Consider the following 23,863-nt stretch of genomic DNA (forward strand, 5'->3'; position numbering starts at 1 on the left):
CCGTGCATCCGCACAACGCACCCTGCCTGAGGGGGCCCAGCCACCGCGCACGGGCCCCGCGCACCCCTGGAGGCCGACCGTGCACTTCGCGCAGTACTACCTCGACTGCCTCTCCCAGGCGTCGTATCTGATCGGCGACAAGACCACCGGCCGCGCCGTCCTCGTCGACCCGCGCCGCGACATCGACGACTACCTCCACGACGCGGAAGCCGCCGGCCTGCGCATCGAACTCGTCATCGAGACGCACATTCACGCCGACTTCCTCTCCGGCCACCTCGAACTCGCCCGGGCCACCGACGCCGCCATCGCCTTCGGCGAGGCCGCCGAAACCGGCTTCCCCATACGGCGGTTACGGGACGGCGAGCGGATCCCGCTCGGCCCGGACGACGGCGAAGGCGTCACCCTCACCGTCCTGGCCACCCCCGGTCACACCCTCGAATCCATCTGCCTGGTCATCCACGAACACCCCGACGACGAGGTGCCGTTCGGGGTCCTCACCGGCGACACCCTCTTCGTCGGCGACGTCGGCCGCCCCGACCTGCTCTCCGCCGCCGGCCACTCCGCGCACGACATGGCCGCCCGGCTGCACCGCTCCCTGCACACCAAACTCCTGACCCTCCCGGACGCGACCCGGGTCTTCCCCGCACACGGCGCCGGCTCCGCCTGCGGCCGCAGCCTCTCCAGCGAGACCAGCTCCACCATCGGCGACCAACGCCGCTTCAACTACGCCCTGCAGCCCATGCCGGAGGCCGACTTCGTCCGGCTGGTCACCGCCGGACAGCCCGCCGCCCCCGGTTACTTCGCGCATGACGCGGCCCTCAACCGCGACGGCCACCCCCTCCTGGAGCCCGGCCCGCCGGCCGCCCTCACCCTGGACGAGGCACTCGCGGCCCGCGACCGGCAGGGCGCCGCCCTCCTGGACTGCCGCCCACTGGCCGCCTACACCCGTGCGCACCTGGCCGGTTCGCTCCATACGAGCCTGGACACCCGGTTCGCGGAGTACGCCGGCAGCGTGGTCGCCCCGGGCACCCCCATCGTGCTGCTCGCCGACCCCGGCACCGAACAGGAGGCCCGCCTCCGCCTCGCCCGCATCGGCTACGACCACGTCCTCGGCCATCTCCCCGACCCGGCCGCCGTACTGGACCGCACTCCCGCCCTCGCCCGCAGCAGCCGGCGCATCCGCCATGACGAACTCGGCACTCGCTCGACGGGGGCCGTCCCGGCCGGAGCCGCCCTGACGGGAGCCGGTCTGGCCGAAGTGGACGCGGCAGGGACCGACAGGGCCGGGGCCGGCACAGCCGGAGCCGGTCTGGCCGGCGTCGATACGGCCGGCGCCGAAACGGTCGGAGCCGATACGGCCGGAGCGGACACGACTGCCGTCGACACAACCGGAGTAGGGCCGTCCGATTCCGTGCACCGCTCGGCCATCCAACTGATCGACGTCCGCAATCCGGCCGAGTACGAGGCAGGCGCCCTCCCCGGCGCCCGCAACATCCCGCTCGCCGGACTCCCTCACCGCATCGACGAACTGGACCCGGCCCGCCCGGTGGTCCTGTACTGCCGCAGCGGCAATCGCTCGGTGATCGCGGCGGCGCTGCTGGAGGCCCGCGGCTTCGGCGACGTCTGCGATGTGGTGGGGGGCTACGAGGCGGCGGCCGCAGGCGCCGGGTGAGCCTGCCCGGCGCTACCGCCGCCTCGGCTGCGTCGGCCGCCTTGACCGCCTTGACCGCCTCGGCCGCGTCGACCGCGTCGACGGGCCCACCGCGCATCCACGCGTCCGGGTGAGCGTGCGGGGGTACGGCGGCGACCGGGGAAGGGCTGCGGAAGCAGTGGGGGCACGGGAGTGACGGCCCTCTGAGCGAGAGCAAGGACGCACGGAGAGTGGAAAAGGGGGATGGAACACAGGGGAATGGGGCAGGAAGGAACAGGGCAGGAAGCCCGGGACGACGAACCGCGCCCGGCTGGGCGGACGGTGAACTCCGGCGCGAGTGCTGCCGCGAGGCTGCGACCGAGCGGCGAGCGAGCGCCTCATAAAGCGGACGTTCAGCGAACGTTGATCGGTGATCTACATCCTGATCCGCATGTTGCGCCGTCTGATCTCAGAGCATGCAGATGACACCCGGGAAATGCAGGAGCCCGAGGCGTCGCGGATCGCCCTCACCTGGAGCGGGGAGCCCGGGCGCCAGGAGGAGTTGACGCACGGCATGCTCCTGGACCGGGCCGAGCGCGCCGCGGCCGCGCTCACCCGGCTCGGCGTGCGCGCCGGTGACCGGGTCGCGGTGCACCTGCCGCTGGTCCCCGAATCGGTGATCGCCACGCTCGCCTGCGGCCGACTGGACGCGATACGCACCACGCTGCCCGTCTCCTTGACGGTGCCCGAACTCGTCGCGCGGACCGGTGAGTCCTCGGCCCGGGTGCTGATCACGGCCGATGCCGCGTTCTGGGACGGTGCCGTACGCCCGGTGAAGCCGCTGCTGGACCATGCGCTGGCACGGGGCGCGGCCTCGGGGAGCGCGCCGGACCGCACCGTGCTGGTGGTGAACCGGTGCTCCCGGCCGATCTCCTGGAAGCCGGGCCGCGACCTGTGGTGGCACGAAGCCCTGGGCGTCCCGGCAGCCACCCGCTGAGGGCTCAGCCGCCCGAGGAGCAAGACCCGAGCGCGCATCCGGGGAGCCTGTGCGCCCACCGGGACGCCTGCTCATGGAGGACGGGGAGCCTGCCCATGGGGGGAGGGGAGCGCCTGCGTCTGCGGGGGAGCCCCCGTGCCTGTTGGTACGGGGAAGGTTGCGTCACGGGGGAGGGGAGCCTCCCCGCGGGAGACGGGAGACGGGAGACGGGAGACGGGAGACGGGAGACGGGAGACGGGAGACGGGAGACGGGAGACCGGAGACGGAGACGGAGCGCCGCGCCCCCTACCGGAGACGGAGCACCGCGCCCCCTATCGGAGGCGGGAGCGCCATGTCCCTACGGGAGTCGGGGAGCCGTGTGCATTGGTGACGGGCAAGCCCGTGTCACTGGGGGGAGAGCGGAACCCGCGCCCGTCGGGGGAGGAGCGGTGACGCCGAGCGCGAAGAGATAGGCCCCGCGCCCGGCGAGAAGAATTGCCAGCCCAGCCCAGCCCAGCCAGAAGAAGTGCGGACCTGCGGCCCACTGGGAATGTGCGGGCGGCGCGGACGGTCACACGGTGGGTCGAGCCCACGCCCGGCACGAACGAGCCCACGCCCGGCACGAACGAGCCCACGCCCGGCACGAACGAGCCCACGCCCGGCACGAACGAGCCCACGCGGTACGAAAGAGCCCACGCCCGGCACGAAGCGGAGCGCACGAAGGCGAGCGATGGCCTCCGCCCGCCAGCGGAAGACGCGGCTCTGGTCCAGCACTGTGGCGCAGATTCACCCACTAAGACCGCAAAACAAGCCATTTGCCGTATACGTGCCTAGCGTGGGGTCCGTGCCACAGCCACCAGACGCCCCACCTGCCCCGGCCATAAATCCCGAGGCATCAGTGGCGCCCCCTAGGCCGAGGCCCCAGACGGCCCCGGCGATCCCTGCGGCCCACACACCCCGCACGTTCCATAGGTTCCTTGCGTCCCCGGCGATCCATCCGACCTCCACGGTCCGCGCGATGCCGATGAGAGCGGCCATCGCGCTTCTCCTGATGGCTGCCACCTTTCTGGACAGCCGCACACTGCGGAGCCTCGACCCCGCACCGCTCTCCGACGCCGCGATCAGCAGCCTCCTCGCCCTCGGTATCGCCTACCGATCGCCTACCGCCCGGGTCAACGAACCGGCCGCCCGTCGTCTCTCCCGACCGAGCCGTCGCCCCCTCCCCCCGACCGGAAAGGCCGCCGCCCCATGGCCCGCCATGAGTACGCGCACCCCCGCCACCCCCTGCCCGGCACCACCCGGAACCGCCCCCTGAAGCGCGGCCACGGTTCACAGGGCCCACCGGCCCGCCCCCTGGACTGGCACCGCCCCCGCCCCATACCCACCCACGACAAGGGCCACTAGCACGGCAGGCACCAGCCCGGCCTGTGCTCTTCGTTTTGCTCCCTCTCCTGGGGGCCCTCCCCCCCACCCCCGCCCCTCCCTCCCTCCCGCCCTCTCCCACCCACCCCACCCCACCGTCCGTGCACAACGGCCGGACCGCTCGTGGGCGGCAGCCGGCCCGCCCGAGCGTGGCATCCGGATCGCCCACGGGTGTGACCTCGATGGCCGTTGCGCAGCATCCGCACCGTTCGAGGGCGTTAGCTGGACCGCCCTCGCGCAGCATCCGGGCCGCCCGCAAGCGGCAGTTGGACCCGCCCGTGGCCGGTACCTGGACTGCCCGTATGCAGCGGCTGGAGCGCCTCTGCGCAGCTTCCGGACTGCCTGTACAAGCGGCCGGAGCGCCTGTGCGCAGCGTCCGTGCTGCCTGTACACAGCGGCCGGAGCGCCTCTGCGCAGCTTCCGGACTGCCCGTACGCAGCGGCTGGGTCGCCCGTAGGCGGCAGTCGGACCGCGGGTGCGCAGCATCTGGAGCGCTCGTAGGCGGCAACCGAACTGCCCGTGCAGAGCAGCCCGGCCCCCCGTTGCCACCAGTCAGCGCCCACGCAGCCGATCTCGCCGTAGGCGAGCGCGTCTTGCCGGCGTGACGTCTTCGGTGCCACCCCAAAAGACCACTCCGGACCGTGTGGGAAGTCGCACCCACAGCAGCCCACCCGCACTCGCCCCCGCGCCCACAGCCGCAGCCGTACCGCTTTCACCCGCAGCAACACCCGCACCTGCAGCAACACCCGTGCTCGCACCCGCACCGCGCCCGCAGTCGTAGTCACACCCGCGCCCGCACCCGCAGCCGTAGTTGTGGTCCCACTACCCGCGCTCGCACCCACAGCCGTAGCTGTATCCCCACTGCCCGCGCCCGCCCCACCCCCCTCCCGCAAGGCGGGGGGCAGCGTCCGGCCCATGCGGGAATCCGAACCGTCAACCCACCGGCCGGCGCTTCACCCGGCAATGACAGGATGGCGCAATGGCGACAAATTCCTCGGCCTCTTCGGAGCACCGTTCTGCAGGTTTCCAGCCTTGGTCGGGTCAGGATTCACTGCATGAGGACCTCCTCGTGGCGAAGGCGAGGGTGTACGACCCTTGCGGATTTGTCTGCTCCCAGCCGGTGCCCGAGGCCGAGAGCGCCGAGTATGCGGCGCATGAATTCACGCTCGAGGGCAGCTCGGTGAGGTTCCGGGTGGCCAAGACGACCCCGACGAAGGTCGGTCAGTTCGTCACGGTGTGGAAGCGGAGCCCCGGCGGGCCGATTGCTCCGTTCGACTCCGAGGATCCGGTCGACCTCTTCGTCATCAGCTCCCGTGACGAGCGCAATGCCGGGCACTTCGTCTTTCCGCGGGACGTGCTTTGCCAACGGGACATCGTTTCCAGGAACGGTTCCGGCGGAAAGCGGGCGTTCCGCGTCTACCCGCCGTGGGTGGAGACCACCAACCGCCAGGCCCGCAGCACCCAGGCGTGGCAGGTGAAGTACTTCCTGCCGATCCCCGAGGATGCTCCCCTCGACACGGCCCGCGCCCAGGCCCTCTACCGTCCCTGAGCGACGGACTCCGTCCGCGGGCGCCGCGCGACCGCACGCCGGTGCCGGCCGGGCGGCTTCCTGCGGATCCCGCGCCGTGGCCCGATCTCCGGCCCACGCCGACCACCGACCGCCCCCGCCCCGCCCGTACCCTGGAGGGGTGAGCACCGCCCCCGAGCCCCAGCCGGCTCCCGAACCCGAGTCGGCCCCCGCCTCCCAGGACGCAGCCGACGGCGCGGCCGCGCAGGAGTCCGCGTCCGCCCCTTCGTCCTCGGCGCGCCCGGCCCGCAAGCCCGCCGCGAAGCTGATCTTCGACGACCCGCTGAACCAGCAGTCCTCGGACGACACCGACCGGGGCTGGGGCGAGCGCGCGGACGGCAGGGACAGCGCCGCCGATCTCGCCCGCTTCCTCGACGAAAAGCCGCCCCACCACCTCTGAGCGAGGCGAAGGGGCGGCGTGTGCCGGCCGCTGTGTGCGCCCGCTACTGCTGAGACTTCTGCGTGCCGATGATCCCCGCACTGGAGGAGGGCACGGACGGCGATCCGGTGCGCTGCGCGAGCAGCGCATCGCGGATCTCGATGAGCAGCTCGACCTCGGTCGGATCCACCGGAGCGTCCTCGACCGGCTTCCTGGCCGCCAGGCGGTCCTTCCACTTGTTGAGCGGAAGGATCATGAGGAAGTAGACGACCGCGGCGGTGATCAGGAAGGTCAGGGCGGCACTGAGCACCGAGCCCCAGAGCAGGTAGATCCCGCTGGTGAATTCGCCCGTCTTCTTGTTCACCTCGCACGTGGTGAGGCAGGCCTTGTAATTGTCGAGGTTCTGCGAGCCCAGGGCGCCGATGATCGGGTTGATCACGCCCTTGACCACGGCGTTCACGATGTTCGTGAAGGCAGCACCGACGACCACCGCGACCGCGAGTTCGATGACGTTGCCGCGCATCAGGAATTCCTTGAACCCCTGAAGGACGCCCTTGCTCTCGCTCACCTGACAGCCTCTTTCCACGCTCACGGGGGATGGTGCACCAATGTTCAGCACCGCAACTTACGGCAGGGCAGGGCGGAGGTGTCCAGTCGTCCACCACGAACCGGCGATCGGCCGAGGCCGCGGTGCGCGTCCGGCGGAGGGGTTCGACCCTGCGAACGCCGTGGACGGATACCACGGATACCGCGGTGGTGGTGCGGTGAGCGCGCCCCCATCGGCGCGCGGCGGATGCCCCGCCACTCGCAGCAGTGTGGCGTGAGGTGCATGCGGTGGCCACTTGATCTTGGAGCATGGTTCACCGCCCTCCCGCGGCCGCCGACGACGGGCATCCGGGAGCGGGAACGGCTCGTACGGCACCGTACGAGGCTCCGCCGGCCAGTGCTGCGGCGGTCATCGCCAGACCGGCGACCAGCATCCGCTGCCGGGCGACCCGCCCCCGTCCGCGCCGCCCGCCGCCCGCCCGCACGGGAGCGAAGTGCGGCACCTCACACGGCGGCGGCGCGGGAAGCGGCGGCGAGAGGAAGCCGGGATCGGGCAGCAGACGGGGATCGAGAGCGCGAGACGGACGAGACAGAGAGGAGGGGGCGGGAGAGAAGGGGGCGGGAGAGGAAGCCGCAGCAGCAGGGCAGGCGGATGGAGAGCAGGCGGACGGAGAGCAGGCGGACCGAGAGCAGGCGGACGGAGAGGAGACGGACGGCGAAGAGGGCGAGACGGAAGCCGCCGACGCGAGAGACGCCGACGCGAGAGACGGCGACGCGAGAGACGCCGACGCGAGAGACGGCGACGCGAGAGACGGAGACGAACAGGCACCCGGACAACCACGGGTCATGCCACACACCACCTGAGGCGAGGGATCGGAAGAACCGGCCTCACCACCGTCCCCGAATCCGCCCCCGCCCGCCGCGGCCTGTGGACGGCCGGGCGGTTGTGGACAACCCGGCCACCCGCAAGGGGGAGGCCGGGAGGGTCCGCCGGGGCGTTACGGCAGGTCGATGCCCAGGTCCCAGCCGGTGTGGACGTCGGTGCACAGGCAGGCGCGTCCGGTGGTGTCGGGGAGGGCGGCGACCGCGTCGAAGAGGACCGCGCGCAGCCGGCCCACGTTCTCGGCGAACACCCGGAAGACTTCCTCGTGGGAGACGCCGTCGCCGGTATCGGTGCCCGCGTCCAGGTCGGTGACCAGCGCCAATGACGTGTAGCACAGGCTCAGTTCGCGGGCCAGGACGGCTTCGGGGTGGCCGGTCATGCCGACCACCGACCAGCCCTGCGCGGCGTGCCAGCGCGATTCGGCGCGGGTCGAGAAGCGGGGGCCCTCGATCACGACCAGGGTGCCGCCGTCGACCGGCTCCCAGTCCCGGCCGCGGGCGGCCTTGAGGGCGGTCTGCCGGCCGGTGGGGCAGTACGGGTCGGCGAAGGTCAGGTGGACGACGTTGGGGGTCGTGCCGTCGGGGAGCGGTTCGCCGTCGAAGTAGGTCTGGGGGCGGGCCTTGGTGCGGTCGACGAGCTGGTCGGGGACCAGCAGGGTGCCGGGGCCGTACTCGGGGCGCAGGCCGCCGACCGCGCACGGGGCGAGGACCTGGCGCACGCCGAGCGAGCGCAGTGCCCAGAGGTTGGCGCGGTAGTTGATGCGGTGCGGCGGGAGGTGGTGGCCGCGGCCGTGCCGGGGCAGGAACGCGACCCGGCGGCCGGCGATCTCTCCCAGGAACACCGAGTCGCTGGGGCGCCCGTAGGGGGTATCCACCGTGATCTCGGTCACGTCGTCGAGGAAGGAGTAGAACCCCGAGCCGCCGATTACACCAATCTCCGCGTCAGCCATGCCGGTCACACTATCGGGGGACGTGGGCCCGGCGGGGGCGGGTGGCGGAGGCGAAAGGAACCCGTAAGACAGCGGGCCCCGCCGTCGGTGACGGCGGGGCCCGGAGAGCTGTGGGTCAGGCGGCGGAGCTGGTGCCCGAGCCGCTGCCGGACGACGAGGCGGTGGCCGGCGCGGAGGACTTGCTGTCCGAGCTGCCGGACGAGGAGCTCGACGAGCCGGAGGAGCCCGAGGAGTCCGACGAGGACGTGCTCGACGCGGAGGAGTTCTTCGCGGGGCTGCTGCTGGACGACGAGCCGCGGCTGTCGTTGCGGTAGAAGCCGGAGCCCTTGAAGACGATGCCGACCGCGGAGAAGACCTTCTTGAGGCGTCCGTTGCAGGCGGGGCACTCCGTGAGAGCGTCGTCGGTGAACTTCTGCACCGCCTCGAGGCCCTCGCCGCACTCGGTGCACTGGTACTGGTAGGTCGGCACTTGTCTTCCTCCTGGCACTCTCACTCGATGAGTGCTAACGACGCTCCATATTGCAGTATTCCCGCCCGCCAGTCCACCGTGATCGCCCTACGGTGACCGACTCCACGTCCGTTCAGGCGCGTGCCAGCTCCCGTTCCCGGTCCTCGCGGGCCGCCGGGACCCGGTCGTCCGCGCCGTAGACGGGTCCGTCGGCGAACCCGGTCGACGCGCGCGGCAGCAGGTGGGCACGGAGCGCCAGCAGCACCGTCAGGGCCAGCGCCGTACCGGCCAGCGGCACCAGGAAGCCGGTGCTCGGCCCGAAGCCGTCCGCGAGCTGACCGGCCGAGGTGGCCGCGGCCGCCTGGCCCAGCGCGACCGCGCCGGTCAGCCAGGTGAACGCCTCGGTGCGGGCGGCGGCCGGCACCAGCGACTCGACCAGCGTGTAGCCGGTGATCAGGGCCGGGGCGATGCACAGGCCGACGACCAGGCCGACCGCGCCGAGCAGCGGTACCGCGGTCACCGCCCACAACGGGGTGGTGGCCAGCGCCAGCAGCCCGTAGGCGACCAGTAGCCGGCGCCGCGGGCCGACCTTCCAGGAGACGACGCCGCAGGCGATGCCGGCGAGCATGTTGCCGCCCGCGAAGATCCCGTAGAGCACGCCGTTGATGCCGGGCTGCCCGATGTGCTGGGTGAACGCGGTCAGCGAGACCTGCATCCCGCCGAAGACCGAGCCGATGCCCAGGAAGGCCACGATCAGCACGCGCACACCCGGGACGGACAGCGCCGAGACGCGCGCCCGCTCGCCGGCCCGCGCCCGGTGCACCGCCGGCTGGCTGCGCCGCTGGGAGGCGAACAGCAGCCCGCCGGCCAGGGTCAGCGCGGCCTCGGCGACCAGGCCGGCCGCCGGGTGGATGCCGGTGCACAGCGCGGTCGCCAGCACGGGGCCGACGACGAAGGTGAACTCGTCGGTCACCGACTCGAAGGCGGCGGCCGTCGGCATCAGCGGGCTGCCGCCGAGCCGGGCGGCCCAGCGGGCCCGCACCATCGGGCCGACCTGCGGTGTCGAGGCGCCCGTGGGGACGGCCACCGCGAACAGCGCCCACAGGGGGGCGTGGACGAGGGCGAGGGTGATCAGTGCGGCGACGCCGGCGACGTGCACCAGGACGCCGGGGACCAGTACCGCGCGCTGCCCGAAGCGGTCGGCGAGCTTGCCGCTCTGCGGGGCGAACAGGGCCATCGCGACACCGGTCGTGGCGGATACCGCGCCCGCGGTGCCGTACGAGCCGGTGGTGGATTCGACGAGCAGCACGATGCCGATCGTCAGCATGGCGAAGGGCTGCCGGGCCAGGAAGCCGGGCAGCAGGAATGTCCATGCACCAGGGGTGCGGAGCAGTGGTCCGTATCCGGAACGGGAGTCCTTGACCGCGGATGCCACGGCCGGGCCTTTCTGCCGCCTGGTAGCGCGCCGCCCGCGAGGTCGTCACAGGTGCGCGCCGAGAGCTGTCCTCTCGCGCAGGACCGAGTGATACCGCGTGGTCCGCACCGGAAGGGTGGCTGCGTGGGGCAGGGGGACCGCGGCCGCCGAGCGGTCGCGCCAGCTCTGCATCAGGCAGAGTTGGTTCGTCGATGTGCCTTTTCATCCTACAGGCCGCAGCGCGTGAAGCCCTGGGATTGGCCAGGGCTTCACGTGAATTTCCTTGGGATCCGTGGAGATGTGCACCACATTTCCCGCTCTTCGGAGGGCGGGGCGCACCGTGGCGCCCTCGCCGGGGGCCGTGGGGGCCTCAGCGGTGCCGGTGTCCGCCCCGCCCCGCGGGCCCGCCGGTCCCCAGCCAGCCGGCCAGCTTGCCGCCCTGCGAGACCGCCTGCAGCCGCCGCTCGGCCGCGTCGCGTACCGGGTCGGTGGCGACCACCAGCAGCTCGTCGCCGCGCCGCAGCACCGTCGCCGGCGACGGCACGAAGCTGGAGCCGTCCCGGACGATGAGGGTGACCGCGGCGCCGGCGGGCATCCGCAGCTCGCCGACCTCGACGCCGTGCATACGGGACGCCGGGCCGATGGACGTGGACAGCAGATGGCCGCGCAGCCGCTCCAGCGGCGCCGACTCGATGCCCAGGTCCGCGGCCTCCTCGCCGTCGCCCAGCCGCAGCCGCCTGGCGAGCCAGGGCAGGGTCGGCCCCTGGAGGAGGGTGTAGACCACGACCAGGACGAAGACGATGTTGAAGACCCGCTCGCTGCCGGGGACGTCGCCCACCATCGGGATGGTGGCCAGCACGATCGGCACCGCGCCGCGCAGTCCGGCCCACGACAGCAGGGTCTTCTCCCGCCAGGGCACCCGGAACGGCAGCAGCGCCGCGAAGACGGACACCGGCCGGGCCACCAGCGTGAGGATCATGCCGATCAGCAGCGCGGGCACGAAGTCGTCCAGCAGGTTGTGCGGGGTGACCAGCAGGCCGAGCAGCACGAACATGCCGATCTGGCCGATCCAGCCGAGGCCTTCGGCGAAGCCGCGGGTGGCCGGCGAGTGCGGCAGCTTGGCGTTGCCGAGGATCATCGCGGCCAGGTAGACGGCGAGGAAGCCGGAGCCGTGCGCCAGCGCGCCGGCCGCGTAGGCGGAGACCGCGATGGCCATGACGGCGATCGGGTACAGGCCGGACGCGGGCAGCGCCACATGCCGCAGGCCGTAGGCGCCGAGCCAGCCGAAGGCCAGCCCGACGGCGGCGCCGATCGCCAGCTCCAGGGCGATCTCACCGAGCAGGACGTACCAGTGTTCGACCGGCCCCGCGGTGGAGAAGGCGACGACGAGGATGACCACGGGGGCGTCGTTGAAGCCGGATTCGGCTTCGAGCACACCGGTCAGGCGGGCCGGCAGCGGCACGCTGCGCAGCACGGAGAAGACGGCCGCGGCGTCCGTGGAGGAGACCACGGCACCGATCAGCAGCGCCTGGCGCCAGTCGAGCCCGCCGAGATAGTGCGCTCCGGCCGCGGTGACCCCCACGCTCACCGCGACGCCGACCGTCGAGAGCGACACCGCCCGGGGCAGTGCCGGCTTGATCTCTTTCCACTTGGTGCCCAGTCCGCCCTCGGCGAGGATCACGACCAGTGCGGTGTAGCCGAGGAGTTGGGTCAGCTCGGCGTTGTCGAAGACGACGCCGCCCAGGCCGTCCTGGCCTATGGCGACGCCTATCCCCAGGTAGATGAGCAGGCTGGGGAGCCCGCTGCGCGAGGACAGCCGTACTGCGGCGACGGCGATGAGCAGTACGAGCGAGCAGATCAGCAGGAGTTCGTTGAGGTGGTCGACGTTCAGGAGCTGGTCCTTCCTCGCACGGGTTCCGGAGGGGTCTTTCCTTACCGTATCTAGTTACTGAGACTAACAATTTACCATTGCTTGAAGGTTGGAGGTGCTGGCGGTGACTCCGCGTAGGGGTAGCCGAACCCGTGCGCCTATGGTTGCTCCAGCACTCCCACCCTGCCCCTCGAAGGACCGAGATGCCCGCCAACAAGTCCGGCCCAGTCCCCAGGAAGAAGAAGGGGCGGCGCGGCCGCCTCGTCGCGATCACGGTCGTGCTGCTGCTCGTGGCGGGCATCGGCTTCGGCGCGTTCTGGGGTGTCAGTACCGTCCGTGCCTCGCTGCCGCAGACCACCGGCTCGCTCAAACTCCCGGGCCTGACCAACCCGGTGGACGTCGTGCGCGACGGCAACGGCATTCCGCAGATCTACGCCGACACCGACGAAGACCTCTTCCGCGCCCAGGGCTACGTCCAGGCCCAGGACCGCTTCTGGGAGATGGACGTCCGGCGTCACATGACCGCCGGCCGGCTCTCCGAGATGTTCGGCAAGAGCCAGGTCAAGACCGACTCGTTCCTGCGCACCCTCGGCTGGCACGAGGTGGCGCAGAAGGAGTACGACACCAAGCTGTCGCCCAGCACCAAGAAGTACCTCCAGTCCTACTCCGCGGGCGTCAACGCCTACCTCAAGGACCACGAGGGCTCCGCGGTCTCCCTGGAGTACGCGGCGCTGGACTTCCAGAACGACTACAAGCCCGAGAAGTGGACGCCGGTCGACTCGGTGGCCTGGCTCAAGGCGATGGCCTGGGACCTCCGCGGCAACATGCAGGAGGAGATCGACCGCTCCCTGATGACCAGCCGCTTCACCCCGGAGCAGATCGCCCAGCTCTACCCGGCGTACCCGTACAAGCGGAACAAGCCGATCGTCCAGGACGGCGCGGTCGACCCCGCCACCAAGAAGTTCTCGCCCAAGGGCTCGGCGAACTCCACCCCCGCCGGTGCCACCGCGGGCCTGCAGTCGGGCCTGTCCGCGCTGTCGGAGACCCTCGACAAGGTCCCGGCGCTGCTCGGGCCCAACGGCAACGGCATCGGCTCCAACTCCTGGGTCGTCTCCGGTGCCCACACCACCACGGGCAAGCCGCTGCTCGCCAACGACCCGCACCTGGCCCCGCAGATGCCCTCGCTCTGGTATCAGATGGGCCTGCACTGCCGTACCACCGGCCCCAAGTGCAACTACGACGTCTCCGGCTTCACCTTCTCCGGTATGCCCGGCGTCGTCATCGGCCACAACCAGGACGTCTCCTGGGGCATGACCAACCTGGGCGCCGACGTCACCGACCTCTACCTGGAGAAGGTCAACGCCGAGGGCTACCTCTACGACAACAAGCAGCAGCCCTTCATAACCCGCAAGGAGACCATCAAGGTCGCCGACGGCGAGAGCCGCCAGATCACCGTCCGCTCCACCAACAACGGGCCGATCGTCTCCGACCGCGACGGCGAGCTGGCCGACGTCGGCAAGGACGCCCCCGTCGGCAACGCCGCACCCGACCGCGGCGACGGCTACGCCGTCTCGCTGCGCTGGACCGCGCTGAACCCCGGCAAGTCCATGGACGCCGTCTTCGAGATGAACCGCGCCAAGGACTGGAACGGCTTCCGCAAGGCCGCCGAGCACTTCGAGGTCCCGTCCCAGAACCTGATCTACGCCGACACCAAGGGCAACATCGGCTACCAGGCCCCGGGCCGGATCCCGGTCCGCGGCAAGGGCGACGGCCACTTCGACGGCACCTTCCCGGCGCCCGGCTGGGACCCGAGGTACCGGTGGACCGGCTACATCCCGCAGAAGGCCCTGCCGTACGAGTACAACCCGCAGCGCGGCTACATCGTCACCGCCAACCAGGCGGTCACCGACGAGAAGTACCCCTACCTCCTCACCAAGGACTGGGGCTACGGCTCCCGCAGTCAGCGGATCAACGACCTGATCGAGTCGAAGATCAAGGACGGCGGCAAGGTCTCCACCGACGACATGCAGGCCTTCCAGAAGGACAACAGCAGCGAGATCGCCCGGCTGCTGACGCCGTACCTCACGAAGCTCGACATCAAGGACAAGTACGTCCGCGACGCCCAGCAGCTGCTGGACGGCTGGGACTTCACCCAGGAACCCGACTCCGCCGCGGCCGCCTACTTCAACGCCGTCTGGCGCAACACCCTCAAGCTCGCCTTCGGCAACAAGATGCCCAAGGAGCTGCGCCCCGACGGCCAGTGCCTGACCGTCCGCCCCGCGGACGAGACCGGCCCCGCCGACGAGAACGACAAGTACATCCGCGAATGCGGCGAGCGGGACGGCGACACCGCCCAGCCCGACGGCGGCGACCGCTGGTACGAGGTCGTCCGGGGCATCCTCGACGACCCGAACAACGCCTGGTGGAAGACCGAGGACCGGCCCGGCCGCCCCGGTGACAAGAACCGCGACCAGCTCCTCGCGCACGCCATGAAGGACGCGCGCTACGAGCTCACCTCCAAGCTGGGCAAGAACATCGACAACTGGAGCTGGGGCCGCCTGCACCAGATGTTCCTGAAGAACCAGACGCTGGGCACGGACGGCCCGGGCTTCCTGCAGGGCCTGTTCAACCGCGGCCCCTGGAACGTCGGCGGCGGCGAGGCCGCGGTCGACGCCACCGGCTGGAACGCCGCCGGCGGCTACAAGGTCACCTGGGTCCCGTCGATGCGGATGGTGGTCAACCTCGCCGACCTCGACAAGTCCCGCTGGATCAACCTCACCGGCGCCTCCGGGCACGCCTACGACGCCCACTACTACGACCAGACCGACAAGTGGGCCAAGGGCGACCTGCTCCCCTGGGCGTACAGCGAGGACGCCGTCAAGAAGGCGGGCAAGGACACGCTGACCCTGTCGCCGTAGGGGCGGGCGGCGCTCCCGCCGCCCCGGGTGACCGCTGACGCCGTCGGGCGGGCCGGATGCTTTCCGGCCCGCCCGACGGCGTTCGTGTCCCGTGCTCCGCCCCGGCCCGCCCGGCCTCAGCCCTCCGACCGCCCCCCGGGCGCCGTGAACCGGTGCACCGCCGACGGGGTCACCGCGGCATGCACCCGCCGGTCGTGCGGCTCGGCCGGCACCTCGGCCAGCACCTCCGCGTCGTAGAGCAGCACCACCAGCGACGCCCGCGCCCCGGCCCGCTCCAGCCGGGCCAGCACCCGGTCGTAGGAGCCGCCGCCGCGCCCCAGCCGCAGCCCGCCGCGGTCCACCGCGAGCCCCGGCAGCAGCACCACGTCCGCCTCCGTGACGGCCCCGGGGCCCAGCCGCGGCCCGTCCGGCTCCAGCAGCCCCCGGCCGGCCCGTACGAGCCGCTCGGCGCCCTCGTAGGGCGCCCAGTCCAGATCGTTGTCCGCCAGCAGGACGGGCAGCAGCACCCGCACCCCGGCGGCCCGCAGCCGGTCCAGCAGGGCACGGGTGGACGGTTCGCCGCCTATCGACACATAAGCGGCGACGGTCGGCGGGCCGCCGGCGCGGGGCGGGACGGGCCCGGCCAACTCGTCCAGCTCCAGCGTCCGTCGGGCCAGCGCCTCGCCCGTCGCGGCGACGACATCCGGCGGCAACGCTCTCCTCACCTCCAGGAGATCCCGCCGCAACCTGCGTTTTCTACCGTCATCGGTGCTCACTGTGTGCCCTTGCTCCCGCTCTCATGCCGTATTCACCGGACTCTCATCATGGTTCCGATAGGGCCGGTTATGGTGTCGCGCATGACCCCATCGCACACACGGATCAGCAAGGCTGTCATCCCCGCGGCCGGCCTCGGCACCAGGTTCCTCCCCGCCACCAAGGCCACTCCCAAGGAGATGCTCCCGGTCGTCGACAAGCCCGCCATCCAGTACGTGGTGGAGGAGGCGGCCGCCGCCGGACTCTCCGACGTGCTGATGGTGACCGGACGCAACAAGCGCCCGCTGGAGGACCACTTCGACCGCAACTACGAGCTCGAAGAGGCCCTGCACCGCAAGGGCGACGAGTCCCGGCTCGCCAAGGTGCAGGAGTCCAGCGACCTGGCGACCATGCACTACGTACGCCAGGGCGACCCCAGGGGCCTGGGCCACGCGGTGCTGTGCGCCGCACCGCACGTGGGCGACCAGCCCTTCGCGGTCCTCCTCGGCGACGACCTGATCGACCCCCGCGACCCGCTGCTGGCGCGCATGGTCGAGATACAGGAGCAGCACGGCGGCTCCGTCATCGCCCTCATGGAGGTCGACCCCGCGCAGATCCACCTCTACGGCTGCGCGGCCGCCGCCCCCACCGGGGACGACGACGTCGTGGTCGTCTCCGACCTGGTCGAGAAGCCCGACCCGGCCGAGGCCCCCAGCAACCTCGCCATCATCGGCCGCTACGTCCTCGACCCGGCCGTCTTCGAGGTGCTGCGCAAGACCGCCCCGGGGCGCGGCGGCGAGATCCAGCTGACCGACGCCCTCCAGGCGCTGGCCGCCGACCCCGCCCTCGGCGGTCCCGTCCACGGCGTGGTCTTCAAGGGCCGCCGCTACGACACCGGCGACCGCGGCGACTATCTGCGTGCCATTGTCAGACTGGCATGCGAACGTGAGGATCTGGGCCCGGACTTCCGGACCTGGCTGCGCAGTTACGTCACCGAGGAGATGTAGGACGTTGAACCACGCCACCGGCCGGACCCGCCACCAGGACCGCGTCTGGTCGGTGGCCGAGCATCTCGACGACATCCTGGCGAAGATCGCCCCGCTGGACCCGATCGAGCTGCAGATCCTCGAAGCGCAGGGCTGCGTCCTGGTCGAGGACATCACGGTCCCCGTCTCCCTGCCGCCCTTCGACAACAGCTCCATGGACGGCTACGCGGTCCGCGCCGCCGATGTCGCGGACGCCACGGAGAGCGCCCCGGCCGTCCTCACCGTCATCGGCGACGTCGCGGCCGGCAGCGGCGAGCTGCCGGAGATCGGCCCCGGCCAGGCCGCCCGCATCATGACCGGCGCCCCGCTGCCGCCCGGCGCCGAGGCCGTCGTCCCCGTCGAGTGGACCGACGGCGGCTCGGGCGGGGGACCGGCCGCGACGATGCGCGCCCACAGCGCCGCCCCCCAGGACGCCGCGGGCGAGGTCCGCGTCCACCGCCCGGCCGCCGCCGGCGCCCACATCCGCGCCCGCGGCAGCGACGTCACCGAAGGCGAGCCGGCCCTGCGCGCGGGCACGGTCCTCGGCCCCTCCCAGGTCGGCCTGCTCGCCGCGATCGGCCGCGGCACGGTCACGGTCCGCCCCCGCCCCCGCGTCGTGGTGATGTCCACCGGCAGCGAACTCGTCCAGCCCGGCGAGGCGTTGGGCCCCGGACAGATCCACGACTCCAACAGCTTCCAGCTCACCGCGGCCGCCCGCGCCGCCGGCGCCATCCCCTACCGCGTCGGCGCCGTCGCCGACGACGCCGAGACCCTCCGCTCCACCCTGGAGGACCAGCTCATCCGGGCCGACATCCTCGTCACCAGCGGCGGCGTCAGCGTCGGCGCGTACGACGTGGTCAAGGAGACCCTGACCGCCCTGTCGGCCGACGAGGGCGCCGTCGAGTTCCGCACGCTGGCCATGCAGCCCGGCAAGCCCCAGGGCTTCGGCCTCATCGGCCCCGACCGCACCCCGCTCCTCGCGCTGCCCGGCAACCCCGTCAGCTCGTACGTGTCCTTCGAACTCTTCGTCCGCCCGGCCATCCGGGCCCTGATGGGGCTGCCCGACATCCACCGCCCCACCACCCCCGCCCGGTGCACCGAGGCCATCGCCTCCTCGCCGCAGGGCAAGCGCCAGTTCCTGCGCGGCTCCTACGACGCCGACGCCGGCACGGTCACCCCCGTCGGCGGCGCCGGCTCCCACCTGATCAAGGCCATGGCGCACGCCAACGCGCTGATCGTCGTCCCCGAGGAGACCACCGAGGTCGCCGCGGGCGCGGAAGTGGACCTCGTCCTGCTCGGGTAGCCCGCTGCCGCCGGGGGTACGGTGTCGTCCCACAGGCGGCAGTTTGGTACCGGGAGAACGATGAGCAGCGGCCAGCAACACCTCACCCATCTCGACGCGTCGGGCGCGGCGCGGATGGTCGACGTCTCCGCGAAGGACGTCACCGCCCGCACCGCCGCCGCCCGCGGCCGCGTCCTGGTCTCCTCGCAGGTCATCGAGCTGCTGCGGGGCGAGGGCATGCCCAAGGGCGACGCCCTGGCCACCGCCCGGATCGCCGGCATCATGGGCGCCAAGCGCACCCCCGAGCTGATCCCGCTCTGCCATCCGCTGGCCGTCTCCGGCGTCACCGTCGACCTCTCCGTCACCGACGACGCCGTCGAGATCACGGCCACCGTCAAGACCACCGACCGCACCGGCGTCGAGATGGAGGCCCTGACCGCCGTCTCCGTCGCCGCGCTCACCGTGGTCGACATGGTCAAGGCCGTCGACAAGGCCGCGGTGATCTCCGACATCCGCGTGGAGGAGAAGACCGGCGGCAAGTCCGGCGACTGGAGCCGGTCGTGACGGCCGCCCGCGCCCTGGTCGTCACCGCCTCCAACCGCGCCGCGGCCGGCGTCTACCCCGACAAGGGCGGCCCGCTGCTCGCCGAGGGCCTGGCCGCCATGGGCTTCGAGGTCGACGGCCCGCAGGTGGTGCCCGACGGCGACCCGGTGGAGGCCGCCCTGCGCGGCGCCGTCGCCTCCGCCCGCTACGCCGTCGTCCTCACCACCGGCGGCACGGGCCTCTCGCCCACCGACCGCACCCCCGAGGCCACCCGCCGGGTCCTGGACTACGAGGTCCCCGGCATCCCCGAGGCGATCCGCGCCGCCGGCCGCCCGCAGGTCCCCACCGCCGCGCTCTCCCGGGGCCTGGCGGGCGTCGCCGGCCGGACCCTGATCGTCAACCTCCCCGGTTCGACCGGCGGCGTCCGCGACGGCCTCGCCGTCCTCGCGGAACTCCTCCCGCACGCCGTCGACCAGATCCGCGGCGGCGACCACCCCAGACGTGCCGGGAGCCCGAGCTGAACGCGCCCTGGCCGGTGGTCCTCACGGACGGAGTGGTGACCCTCCGCCCGATAAAGCTGCGCGACCAACGGGCCTGGCGCGAGGTCAACCGCCGCAACCGCGACTGGTTGCGCCCCTGGGAGGCGACCGTCCCGCCGCCCCCGCCCGGCCTCGTCCCGCCGCACCGTCCCACGTACCGTCAGATGGTCCGCCACCTCCGCGCGGAGGCGCACGCCGGCCGGATGCTGCCGTTCGTCGTCGAATACCGCGGGCAGCTCGTCGGCCAGCTGACGGTCGCGGGCATCACCTGGGGCTCGATGTGCTCGGGCCATATCGGCTACTGGGTCGACCGGGACGTCGCCGGCCGCGGCGTCATCCCGACCGCGGTGGCGCTCGCCGTCGACCACTGTTTCCGGTCCGTGGGACTGCATCGCATCGAGATCTGCATTCGCCCGGAGAACGTCCCCAGCCGCCGGGTGGTCGAAAAGCTCGGCTTTCGCGAAGAGGGCATCCGCCCGCGCTACCTCCACATCGACGGCGCCTGGCGCGACCACCTGGTTTTCGCCCTCACCGCGGAGGAAGTGCCCGAGGGCCTGCTCAACCGCTGGCGCCGGGAGAAGCCCAGTACTCCCGGCACACCCCACAAATAAAATAAATGTTCGAATGCATTCCCTGATTGACCGGATCGGTGGAGGTGCTGATCTCTACCATCACAAAAAAGTTCGAGATATCAGCCAGATCGTGCGACACACCGGCCCAATTGGCGGATGGCCCCCTGCAAACCCCTCTACCGTGTGAGTTGTGAGAAGCAGCGGCCTCATCTACGCAGTCATCGTCGGGGCCTGGGCCGCCTACTTGGTGCCGATGTGGCTCCGTAGGCAGGACGAGCTCAACGAGGCCCGTCCGACCGAGCGCTTCAGCACCGCCATCCGGCTGCTGTCCGGACGGGCGGCGATGCAGCGCCGTTACGACAAGGCGAACGGGGGACACCCCGCCGACGATGCGGGCGACGACGTGGACCCGGGCGCCCCGGCCGGCGAGGCCGCGGCCCGGGCCTTCGGCGACCCCGCACCGGCGGACCCGGCCGATGCTGTGCACACCCGGGTGCAGGCCGCCCCGCCGCGCCCCTCCGCCGCCGAGCGGACCAAGCGCGCCAAGGTCCTCGCCCGCCGCCGGCGCACCACCACCATCCTCTTCCTCGCCTTCACCGCCGGCGCCATCGTCGCCGCGGTCGGCGGCCTCCCCTTCCTCTGGGCCCCGGCCCTGCCCGCCCTCCTGCTGACCGCGTACATCATCTATCTGCGCGCCCAGGAGCGGCGGCGCTTCACGTTCACCATGGACCGGCGCAAGGCGGAGGCGGCGGCCCAGCGGCTGCGCGAAGGCAGGCGGCCCCGCCCCCAGCAGGCGGCCGACCAGCCGCCCGCCGACGACCACCCGGCCGACGTCCGCGCCGACACCCCGGCCGACCCCGCCCCGGAACCGCCCCGCCCCGCGTCCCCCGCCCACACCGCGGGCCGCCGCGCCCTGGTCGAGGAGACCGACCACGCCGAGTGGGTGGACCAGCAGCGCGAACGCGAACGCCCGCGCCCCGCCGCCGGCAGCTGGGACCCGGTCCCCGTGCCCCTCCCGACCTACGTCACCGCGCCGGTCGCCCCCCGCGCCACCAGCCACGTCGACCTGGACGCCGAGGACGCCTGGAGCTCCGCCCGCTCCAGCGCCGCCGCGGACCGCCCCCAGCCCGACACCTCGGCCCAGGACCGCCCCACCCACCCCGGCCGCCGCACCCGCGGCCGCACCCCCCTCTTCGACCAGTACGAGGACGAGGACCGCCCGCGCGCGGCGAACGAGTGACGGCCCTCCGCTGACCAGCACCGGAAGCGATTTCCGAGCACCGCGACCGAGATGCTAGAGTTTCACTCGTCGCAAGGGCCTGTGGCGCAGCTGGTAGCGCACCTCGTTCGCAACGAGGGGGTCAGGGGTTCGAATCCCCTCAGGTCCACAGCACGTCAAAGCCCCCGCCGGGGATATCCGGTGGGGGCTTTTTCGCGCCGTACAGCAGCGAAGTACAGCAACTATGTGGGTTCGGCCTGGTTGCCGAGATGCTTGCCGAGTTTCCGCAGAGCCTTGCGCGTCGACTCCGAGGGCACGTGCGTGCAGATCTCCATGGTCACGGCGATCTTGCTGTGCCGCAGGATCTGCATCGCGATCCGGGGATGCCCGTCGAGCGCGGCGAGGAGTGATCCGCAGGTGCGGAACACGAAGCCGGAGTCCGGCCACAGGTCGCCGGTCGCCTGCTCGGCCGCTTCCCGGGCCTGTTGGCGGAGCTGAAGAGCCGTCACGCTGATGTCCGGCAGAGGGAGCGTCGCGGTCGAAGCCGGCCGTGGCGGGTGTAGGTCCAGTGGGCGACTACGAGGGTGGTGGCCTCCGGGTTGTCGTCGGGGCCGGGGAGGCAGAGGGCGGTGCGTTGTGGGGCGGCGCGGTAGTCGGCGCGGACCTGGCGCAGGGCGCCGAGGGTGGTGGAGTGGCGGCGGGATTTGGTGGAGAAGTGGCGCGGAAGCCGAGCATGTGCGCCCACTGCCGGAGCCGCCGGTCGGGGTGGAGCTCGTCGAGGTCCCAACAGGCGTGGAGGCGGCGGCGGATGAGGCGCCGGGTGTGGGAGCAGGAAACAGGCTGCGGGCTGCGTCCGGCCGGGGCCGCCGCCCGCCCGGGGCGCGGCGCGGCCCGGCGGACCGCGGCGGGCGGGGCGGCATGGCGACGGGGAGTGGTCGGGCTTCACGTCGGCGCCTTCAGCCCGGTGGGGGAACTCGGGGGTCGGGGCGGCTGGTTCGGTTTGTTGGTGAGGGAGCCGGTTCGCCGTGGCCGGGGTGGTGGTGGGTCAGGGGCGGAGGAAGGCCAGGACGGAGTCGGTCTGGTCGAGGAGGGCGTGGCCGGCGTCGGGGAGGAGGCGCACGGTGGCGTGGGGGAGGCAGTGGCGTATGCGGCGGGCGGTTTCGGCGGAGTCGAACATGACGTCGCGGCTGCCGGCCGTCACCAGGACGGGCATGGTCAGGCGGCGCAGTGCGCTGTCGGGGAAGACGGGCAGCCGCTCGGTGCGCGGGTTGAAGTGGGAGAAGGTCAGCACCACCTGGTCGAGGACCGGCCGGGCCTCCGGTGCCTGCAGGCCCGTGACGGCGCGGACCGTCCGGCGGGCGCCCCAGCGGCCGAAGGGGCGCAGCAGCAGGGCCTTGAACAGCCAGCCCGTCTTCTGCTTCCCGACTCCGCCCGGGCACAGCAGGGCCAGGCGGGTCACCCGCTCCGGGTGGCGGGTGGCGTAGTCCAGCGCCAGCCAGCCGCCGAGCGACATCCCGACGATCGAGGTGCGGGCGATGCCGAGGCCCTCCAGGACGTCGTCCAGCCACCGGGCATGGGCGTCGGAGGACAGCGGCGGGCGGGACGGTGCGCTCAGGCCCGGTTCGCCGATGAGGTCGAGGGCGTAGGTGCGGAAGTGCCGCGACCAGGTGGCGATGTCGTCCCGCCAGTTCGTCGCGTTGGCTCCGGAGCCGTGCAGCAGCAGGACGGGCGGGGCGTCCGGGGGGCCGGAGACGACGACGAAGGTCTCGCCCTCGCGGGTCGGCACCCGCACCTGCTCGGCGGGGACCGGCCAGCCGCGCAGCTGCTCCTGGTAGCGGCGCCGCAGCTCGTTCGCGCCGGCCTCGGACTTGTAGAGCGCGCTCATGAGGCGAGCACCCCCTCCATGTAGTCGAACAGCCGGGCCGTGTCGGCCAGCCCGCCCAGGACGATGACCTTCATCCGGGACCGTTCCGTGTCGTAGGCCGTCTCGATCCGCAGGGGCTCGTCCCCCGGGCAGCGGTGGGCGGCCGAGCCCATCAGGAGGCTGGTCACGCGGTGGGCCGTCGCGGCGCTGATCGCGTCGATCTCCACGATGCTCGACACCTCGGTGTGCCGCCGCCGGCCGGCCGGGTCGCCGGGGGCGTTCACCGGACGGCCGGTGAAGGCTTCGAGGTCCTCGTGCGCGATCCGGTACTGCTTGCCGATGCGGACCGCGGGGAGCCGGCCGTCCCGTACGTAGTTGCGGATGGTGCGGACGTGCAGACCGAGCCGTTCGGCGACCTGTTCCACGGAGTAGAGGCTGTCTTCCATGGAATTTACTCTATCTTCCCGTATGGGTATCTCCATAGGGAAGTTTGAGGAATGTTGGGGAAGGGTGCGGAAGGCTGGGGTGCGGGGTCAGCGGGTGAAGGTGCGGGAGGTGAGGCGGATGCCGTGTTTGGCGAGGTAGGTGAGGGGATTGATGTCCGAGCCGTAGCGGCGGTTCTTGCGCACCTCGAAATGGAGGTGGGGGCCGGTGACGCGGCCGGTGGCACCGCTGTAGCCGAGGCGGGTGCGGGCGCGGACCTTCTGGCCGGGGCGGACGGTGATGCGCGAGAGGTGGCCGAAGAGGACGTAGCGGCCGTCCTTCATCCGGATCGTCACGGCCTTGCCGTAGGCGCCCGACCTGCGGGCGAGGACGACGGTGCCGGAGCCCACGGAGCGGACCCGGGTGCCGGTGCGGACGGCGAGGTCGATGCCGGTGTGGTGGCCGGCGCGCCAGGCGCCGCGGGCGCCGTAGGGGGAGCTGATGCGGTAGTGGGAGGGCGTGGGGTGGGCCCAGGTGCCGACGGGGGTGGCGTGGGCCTCCTGGGACGCCGTCAGGGGGAGGGCGGAGCCCATGGCCGCCGTGGCTATGGCGTGGAGCAGCATTCTGCGGAGCGGGGGGCGTTGGCGGAAGGTGGTCATAGT

22 protein-coding genes, 1 tRNA gene and 1 pseudogene are annotated in these 23,863 nt (G+C 72.2%); 13 read left to right on the forward strand and 11 right to left on the reverse strand.

Annotated features, from left to right (window positions below; genetic code table 11):
- The first annotated feature begins 79 nt into the window (after window positions 1-79).
- The 5 genes from AB0411_RS29235 (at window position 80) to AB0411_RS29255 (ending at window position 5,995) form a co-directional block, all read left to right on the forward strand.
- Entirely contained in the window at window positions 80-1,672 is a 1,593-nt protein-coding gene (locus AB0411_RS29235; protein ID WP_366420279.1) for an MBL fold metallo-hydrolase, read from the forward strand.
- 454 nt (window positions 1,673-2,126) lie between these two features.
- Window positions 2,127-2,627 (forward strand): AMP-binding protein, encoded by a 501-nt coding sequence (locus AB0411_RS29240; RefSeq protein ID WP_366420280.1) that lies wholly within the window; start codon window positions 2,127-2,129, stop codon window positions 2,625-2,627.
- A 1,227-nt stretch (window positions 2,628-3,854) separates the two neighbouring features.
- Entirely contained in the window at window positions 3,855-4,010 is a 156-nt protein-coding gene (locus tag AB0411_RS29245; RefSeq protein ID WP_366420281.1) for a hypothetical protein, read from the forward strand.
- 1,102 nt (window positions 4,011-5,112) lie between these two features.
- Entirely contained in the window at window positions 5,113-5,577 is a 465-nt protein-coding gene (locus AB0411_RS29250; RefSeq protein WP_366420360.1) for a MepB family protein, read from the forward strand.
- A gap of 139 nt (window positions 5,578-5,716) precedes the next feature.
- Window positions 5,717-5,995 (forward strand): hypothetical protein, encoded by a 279-nt coding sequence (locus AB0411_RS29255; protein ID WP_366420282.1) that lies wholly within the window; start codon window positions 5,717-5,719, stop codon window positions 5,993-5,995.
- Window positions 5,996-6,038: 43 nt separating this feature from the next.
- Here AB0411_RS29255 and mscL read toward each other — a convergent pair whose 3' ends face one another.
- The 5 genes from mscL to AB0411_RS29280 all read right to left on the reverse strand — a co-directional run bounded on the left by mscL (window position 6,039) and on the right by AB0411_RS29280 (window position 12,105).
- Window positions 6,039-6,542: a large conductance mechanosensitive channel protein MscL gene (gene mscL, locus AB0411_RS29260; RefSeq protein ID WP_366420283.1), complete on the reverse strand. Its 504-nt coding sequence runs from the start codon at window positions 6,540-6,542 to the stop codon at window positions 6,039-6,041.
- A gap of 976 nt (window positions 6,543-7,518) precedes the next feature.
- A complete protein-coding gene (locus tag AB0411_RS29265) occupies window positions 7,519-8,352 on the reverse strand; it encodes an S-methyl-5'-thioadenosine phosphorylase (RefSeq protein ID WP_366420284.1) in 834 nt (277 codons plus the stop codon).
- Window positions 8,353-8,467: 115 nt separating this feature from the next.
- Window positions 8,468-8,821 carry an FmdB family zinc ribbon protein gene (locus AB0411_RS29270; protein ID WP_366420285.1) on the reverse strand — a complete coding sequence of 118 codons (354 nt, stop codon included), beginning with the start codon at window positions 8,819-8,821 and terminating at the stop codon, window positions 8,468-8,470.
- A 112-nt stretch (window positions 8,822-8,933) separates the two neighbouring features.
- Window positions 8,934-10,235 (reverse strand): MFS transporter, encoded by a 1,302-nt coding sequence (locus tag AB0411_RS29275; RefSeq protein ID WP_366420286.1) that lies wholly within the window; start codon window positions 10,233-10,235, stop codon window positions 8,934-8,936.
- A 349-nt stretch (window positions 10,236-10,584) separates the two neighbouring features.
- Window positions 10,585-12,105 carry a potassium/proton antiporter gene (locus tag AB0411_RS29280; protein WP_366420361.1) on the reverse strand — a complete coding sequence of 507 codons (1,521 nt, stop codon included), beginning with the start codon at window positions 12,103-12,105 and terminating at the stop codon, window positions 10,585-10,587.
- A 182-nt stretch (window positions 12,106-12,287) separates the two neighbouring features.
- Between AB0411_RS29280 and AB0411_RS29285 the strand changes: the two genes are divergently transcribed.
- Window positions 12,288-15,002 carry a penicillin acylase family protein gene (locus AB0411_RS29285; protein ID WP_366420287.1) on the forward strand — a complete coding sequence of 905 codons (2,715 nt, stop codon included), beginning with the start codon at window positions 12,288-12,290 and terminating at the stop codon, window positions 15,000-15,002.
- A 116-nt stretch (window positions 15,003-15,118) separates the two neighbouring features.
- On the opposite strand, the gene AB0411_RS29290 is transcribed toward AB0411_RS29285, so the two are convergent.
- The gene (locus tag AB0411_RS29290; protein ID WP_366420288.1) at window positions 15,119-15,727 is read right to left on the reverse strand and encodes a 5-formyltetrahydrofolate cyclo-ligase; all 609 of its coding nucleotides are present in this window, start codon (window positions 15,725-15,727) and stop codon (window positions 15,119-15,121) included.
- Between the two features lie 111 nt (window positions 15,728-15,838).
- Here AB0411_RS29290 and galU point away from each other — a divergent pair, with 111 nt between their 5' ends.
- From galU to AB0411_RS29325, 7 genes are all read left to right on the forward strand, one after another.
- Window positions 15,839-16,741 (forward strand): UTP--glucose-1-phosphate uridylyltransferase GalU, encoded by a 903-nt coding sequence (galU, locus tag AB0411_RS29295; RefSeq protein WP_086720839.1) that lies wholly within the window; start codon window positions 15,839-15,841, stop codon window positions 16,739-16,741.
- Window positions 16,742-16,745: 4 nt separating this feature from the next.
- Window positions 16,746-18,062, forward strand: coding sequence for a molybdotransferase-like divisome protein Glp (gene glp, locus AB0411_RS29300; protein ID WP_366420289.1), 1,317 nt, complete (start codon window positions 16,746-16,748; stop codon window positions 18,060-18,062).
- A 60-nt stretch (window positions 18,063-18,122) separates the two neighbouring features.
- A complete protein-coding gene (gene moaC, locus AB0411_RS29305) occupies window positions 18,123-18,605 on the forward strand; it encodes a cyclic pyranopterin monophosphate synthase MoaC (protein ID WP_366420290.1) in 483 nt (160 codons plus the stop codon).
- On the forward strand, window positions 18,602-19,105 hold the full coding sequence (locus AB0411_RS29310) for a MogA/MoaB family molybdenum cofactor biosynthesis protein (protein WP_366420291.1): 504 nt from the start codon (window positions 18,602-18,604) through the stop codon (window positions 19,103-19,105). Before moaC ends, AB0411_RS29310 begins: the two co-directional genes overlap by 4 nt.
- A gap of 14 nt (window positions 19,106-19,119) precedes the next feature.
- Entirely contained in the window at window positions 19,120-19,734 is a 615-nt protein-coding gene (locus tag AB0411_RS29315) for a GNAT family N-acetyltransferase (RefSeq protein WP_366420292.1), read from the forward strand.
- Window positions 19,735-19,885: 151 nt separating this feature from the next.
- On the forward strand, window positions 19,886-20,935 hold the full coding sequence (sepX, locus tag AB0411_RS29320) for a divisome protein SepX/GlpR (protein WP_366420293.1): 1,050 nt from the start codon (window positions 19,886-19,888) through the stop codon (window positions 20,933-20,935).
- Window positions 20,936-21,010: 75 nt separating this feature from the next.
- Window positions 21,011-21,083: transfer RNA gene (locus AB0411_RS29325), tRNA-Ala, on the forward strand.
- 73 nt (window positions 21,084-21,156) lie between these two features.
- Here AB0411_RS29325 and AB0411_RS29330 read toward each other — a convergent pair.
- From AB0411_RS29330 to AB0411_RS29350, 5 genes and pseudogenes are all read right to left on the reverse strand, one after another.
- The gene (locus tag AB0411_RS29330; RefSeq protein ID WP_366420294.1) at window positions 21,157-21,423 is read right to left on the reverse strand and encodes a hypothetical protein; all 267 of its coding nucleotides are present in this window, start codon (window positions 21,421-21,423) and stop codon (window positions 21,157-21,159) included.
- Window positions 21,420-21,721, reverse strand: a pseudogene (locus AB0411_RS29335) (replication initiator); the annotation flags it as partial. The pseudogene AB0411_RS29335 and the gene AB0411_RS29330, both read right to left, overlap by 4 nt.
- A gap of 238 nt (window positions 21,722-21,959) precedes the next feature.
- Window positions 21,960-22,799 (reverse strand): alpha/beta fold hydrolase, encoded by an 840-nt coding sequence (locus tag AB0411_RS29340; protein ID WP_366420295.1) that lies wholly within the window; start codon window positions 22,797-22,799, stop codon window positions 21,960-21,962.
- Entirely contained in the window at window positions 22,796-23,260 is a 465-nt protein-coding gene (locus AB0411_RS29345; protein WP_366420296.1) for a helix-turn-helix domain-containing protein, read from the reverse strand. The genes AB0411_RS29340 and AB0411_RS29345 overlap by 4 nt, the downstream gene beginning before the upstream one ends.
- A 51-nt stretch (window positions 23,261-23,311) precedes the next feature.
- On the reverse strand, window positions 23,312-23,860 hold the full coding sequence (locus AB0411_RS29350; protein WP_366420297.1) for a M23 family metallopeptidase: 549 nt from the start codon (window positions 23,858-23,860) through the stop codon (window positions 23,312-23,314).
- Window positions 23,861-23,863 lie beyond the last annotated feature (3 nt).

This window comes from Streptomyces angustmyceticus (genome assembly GCF_040701845.1).
Lineage (GTDB): Bacteria > Actinomycetota > Actinomycetes > Streptomycetales > Streptomycetaceae > Streptomyces > Streptomyces angustmyceticus_A.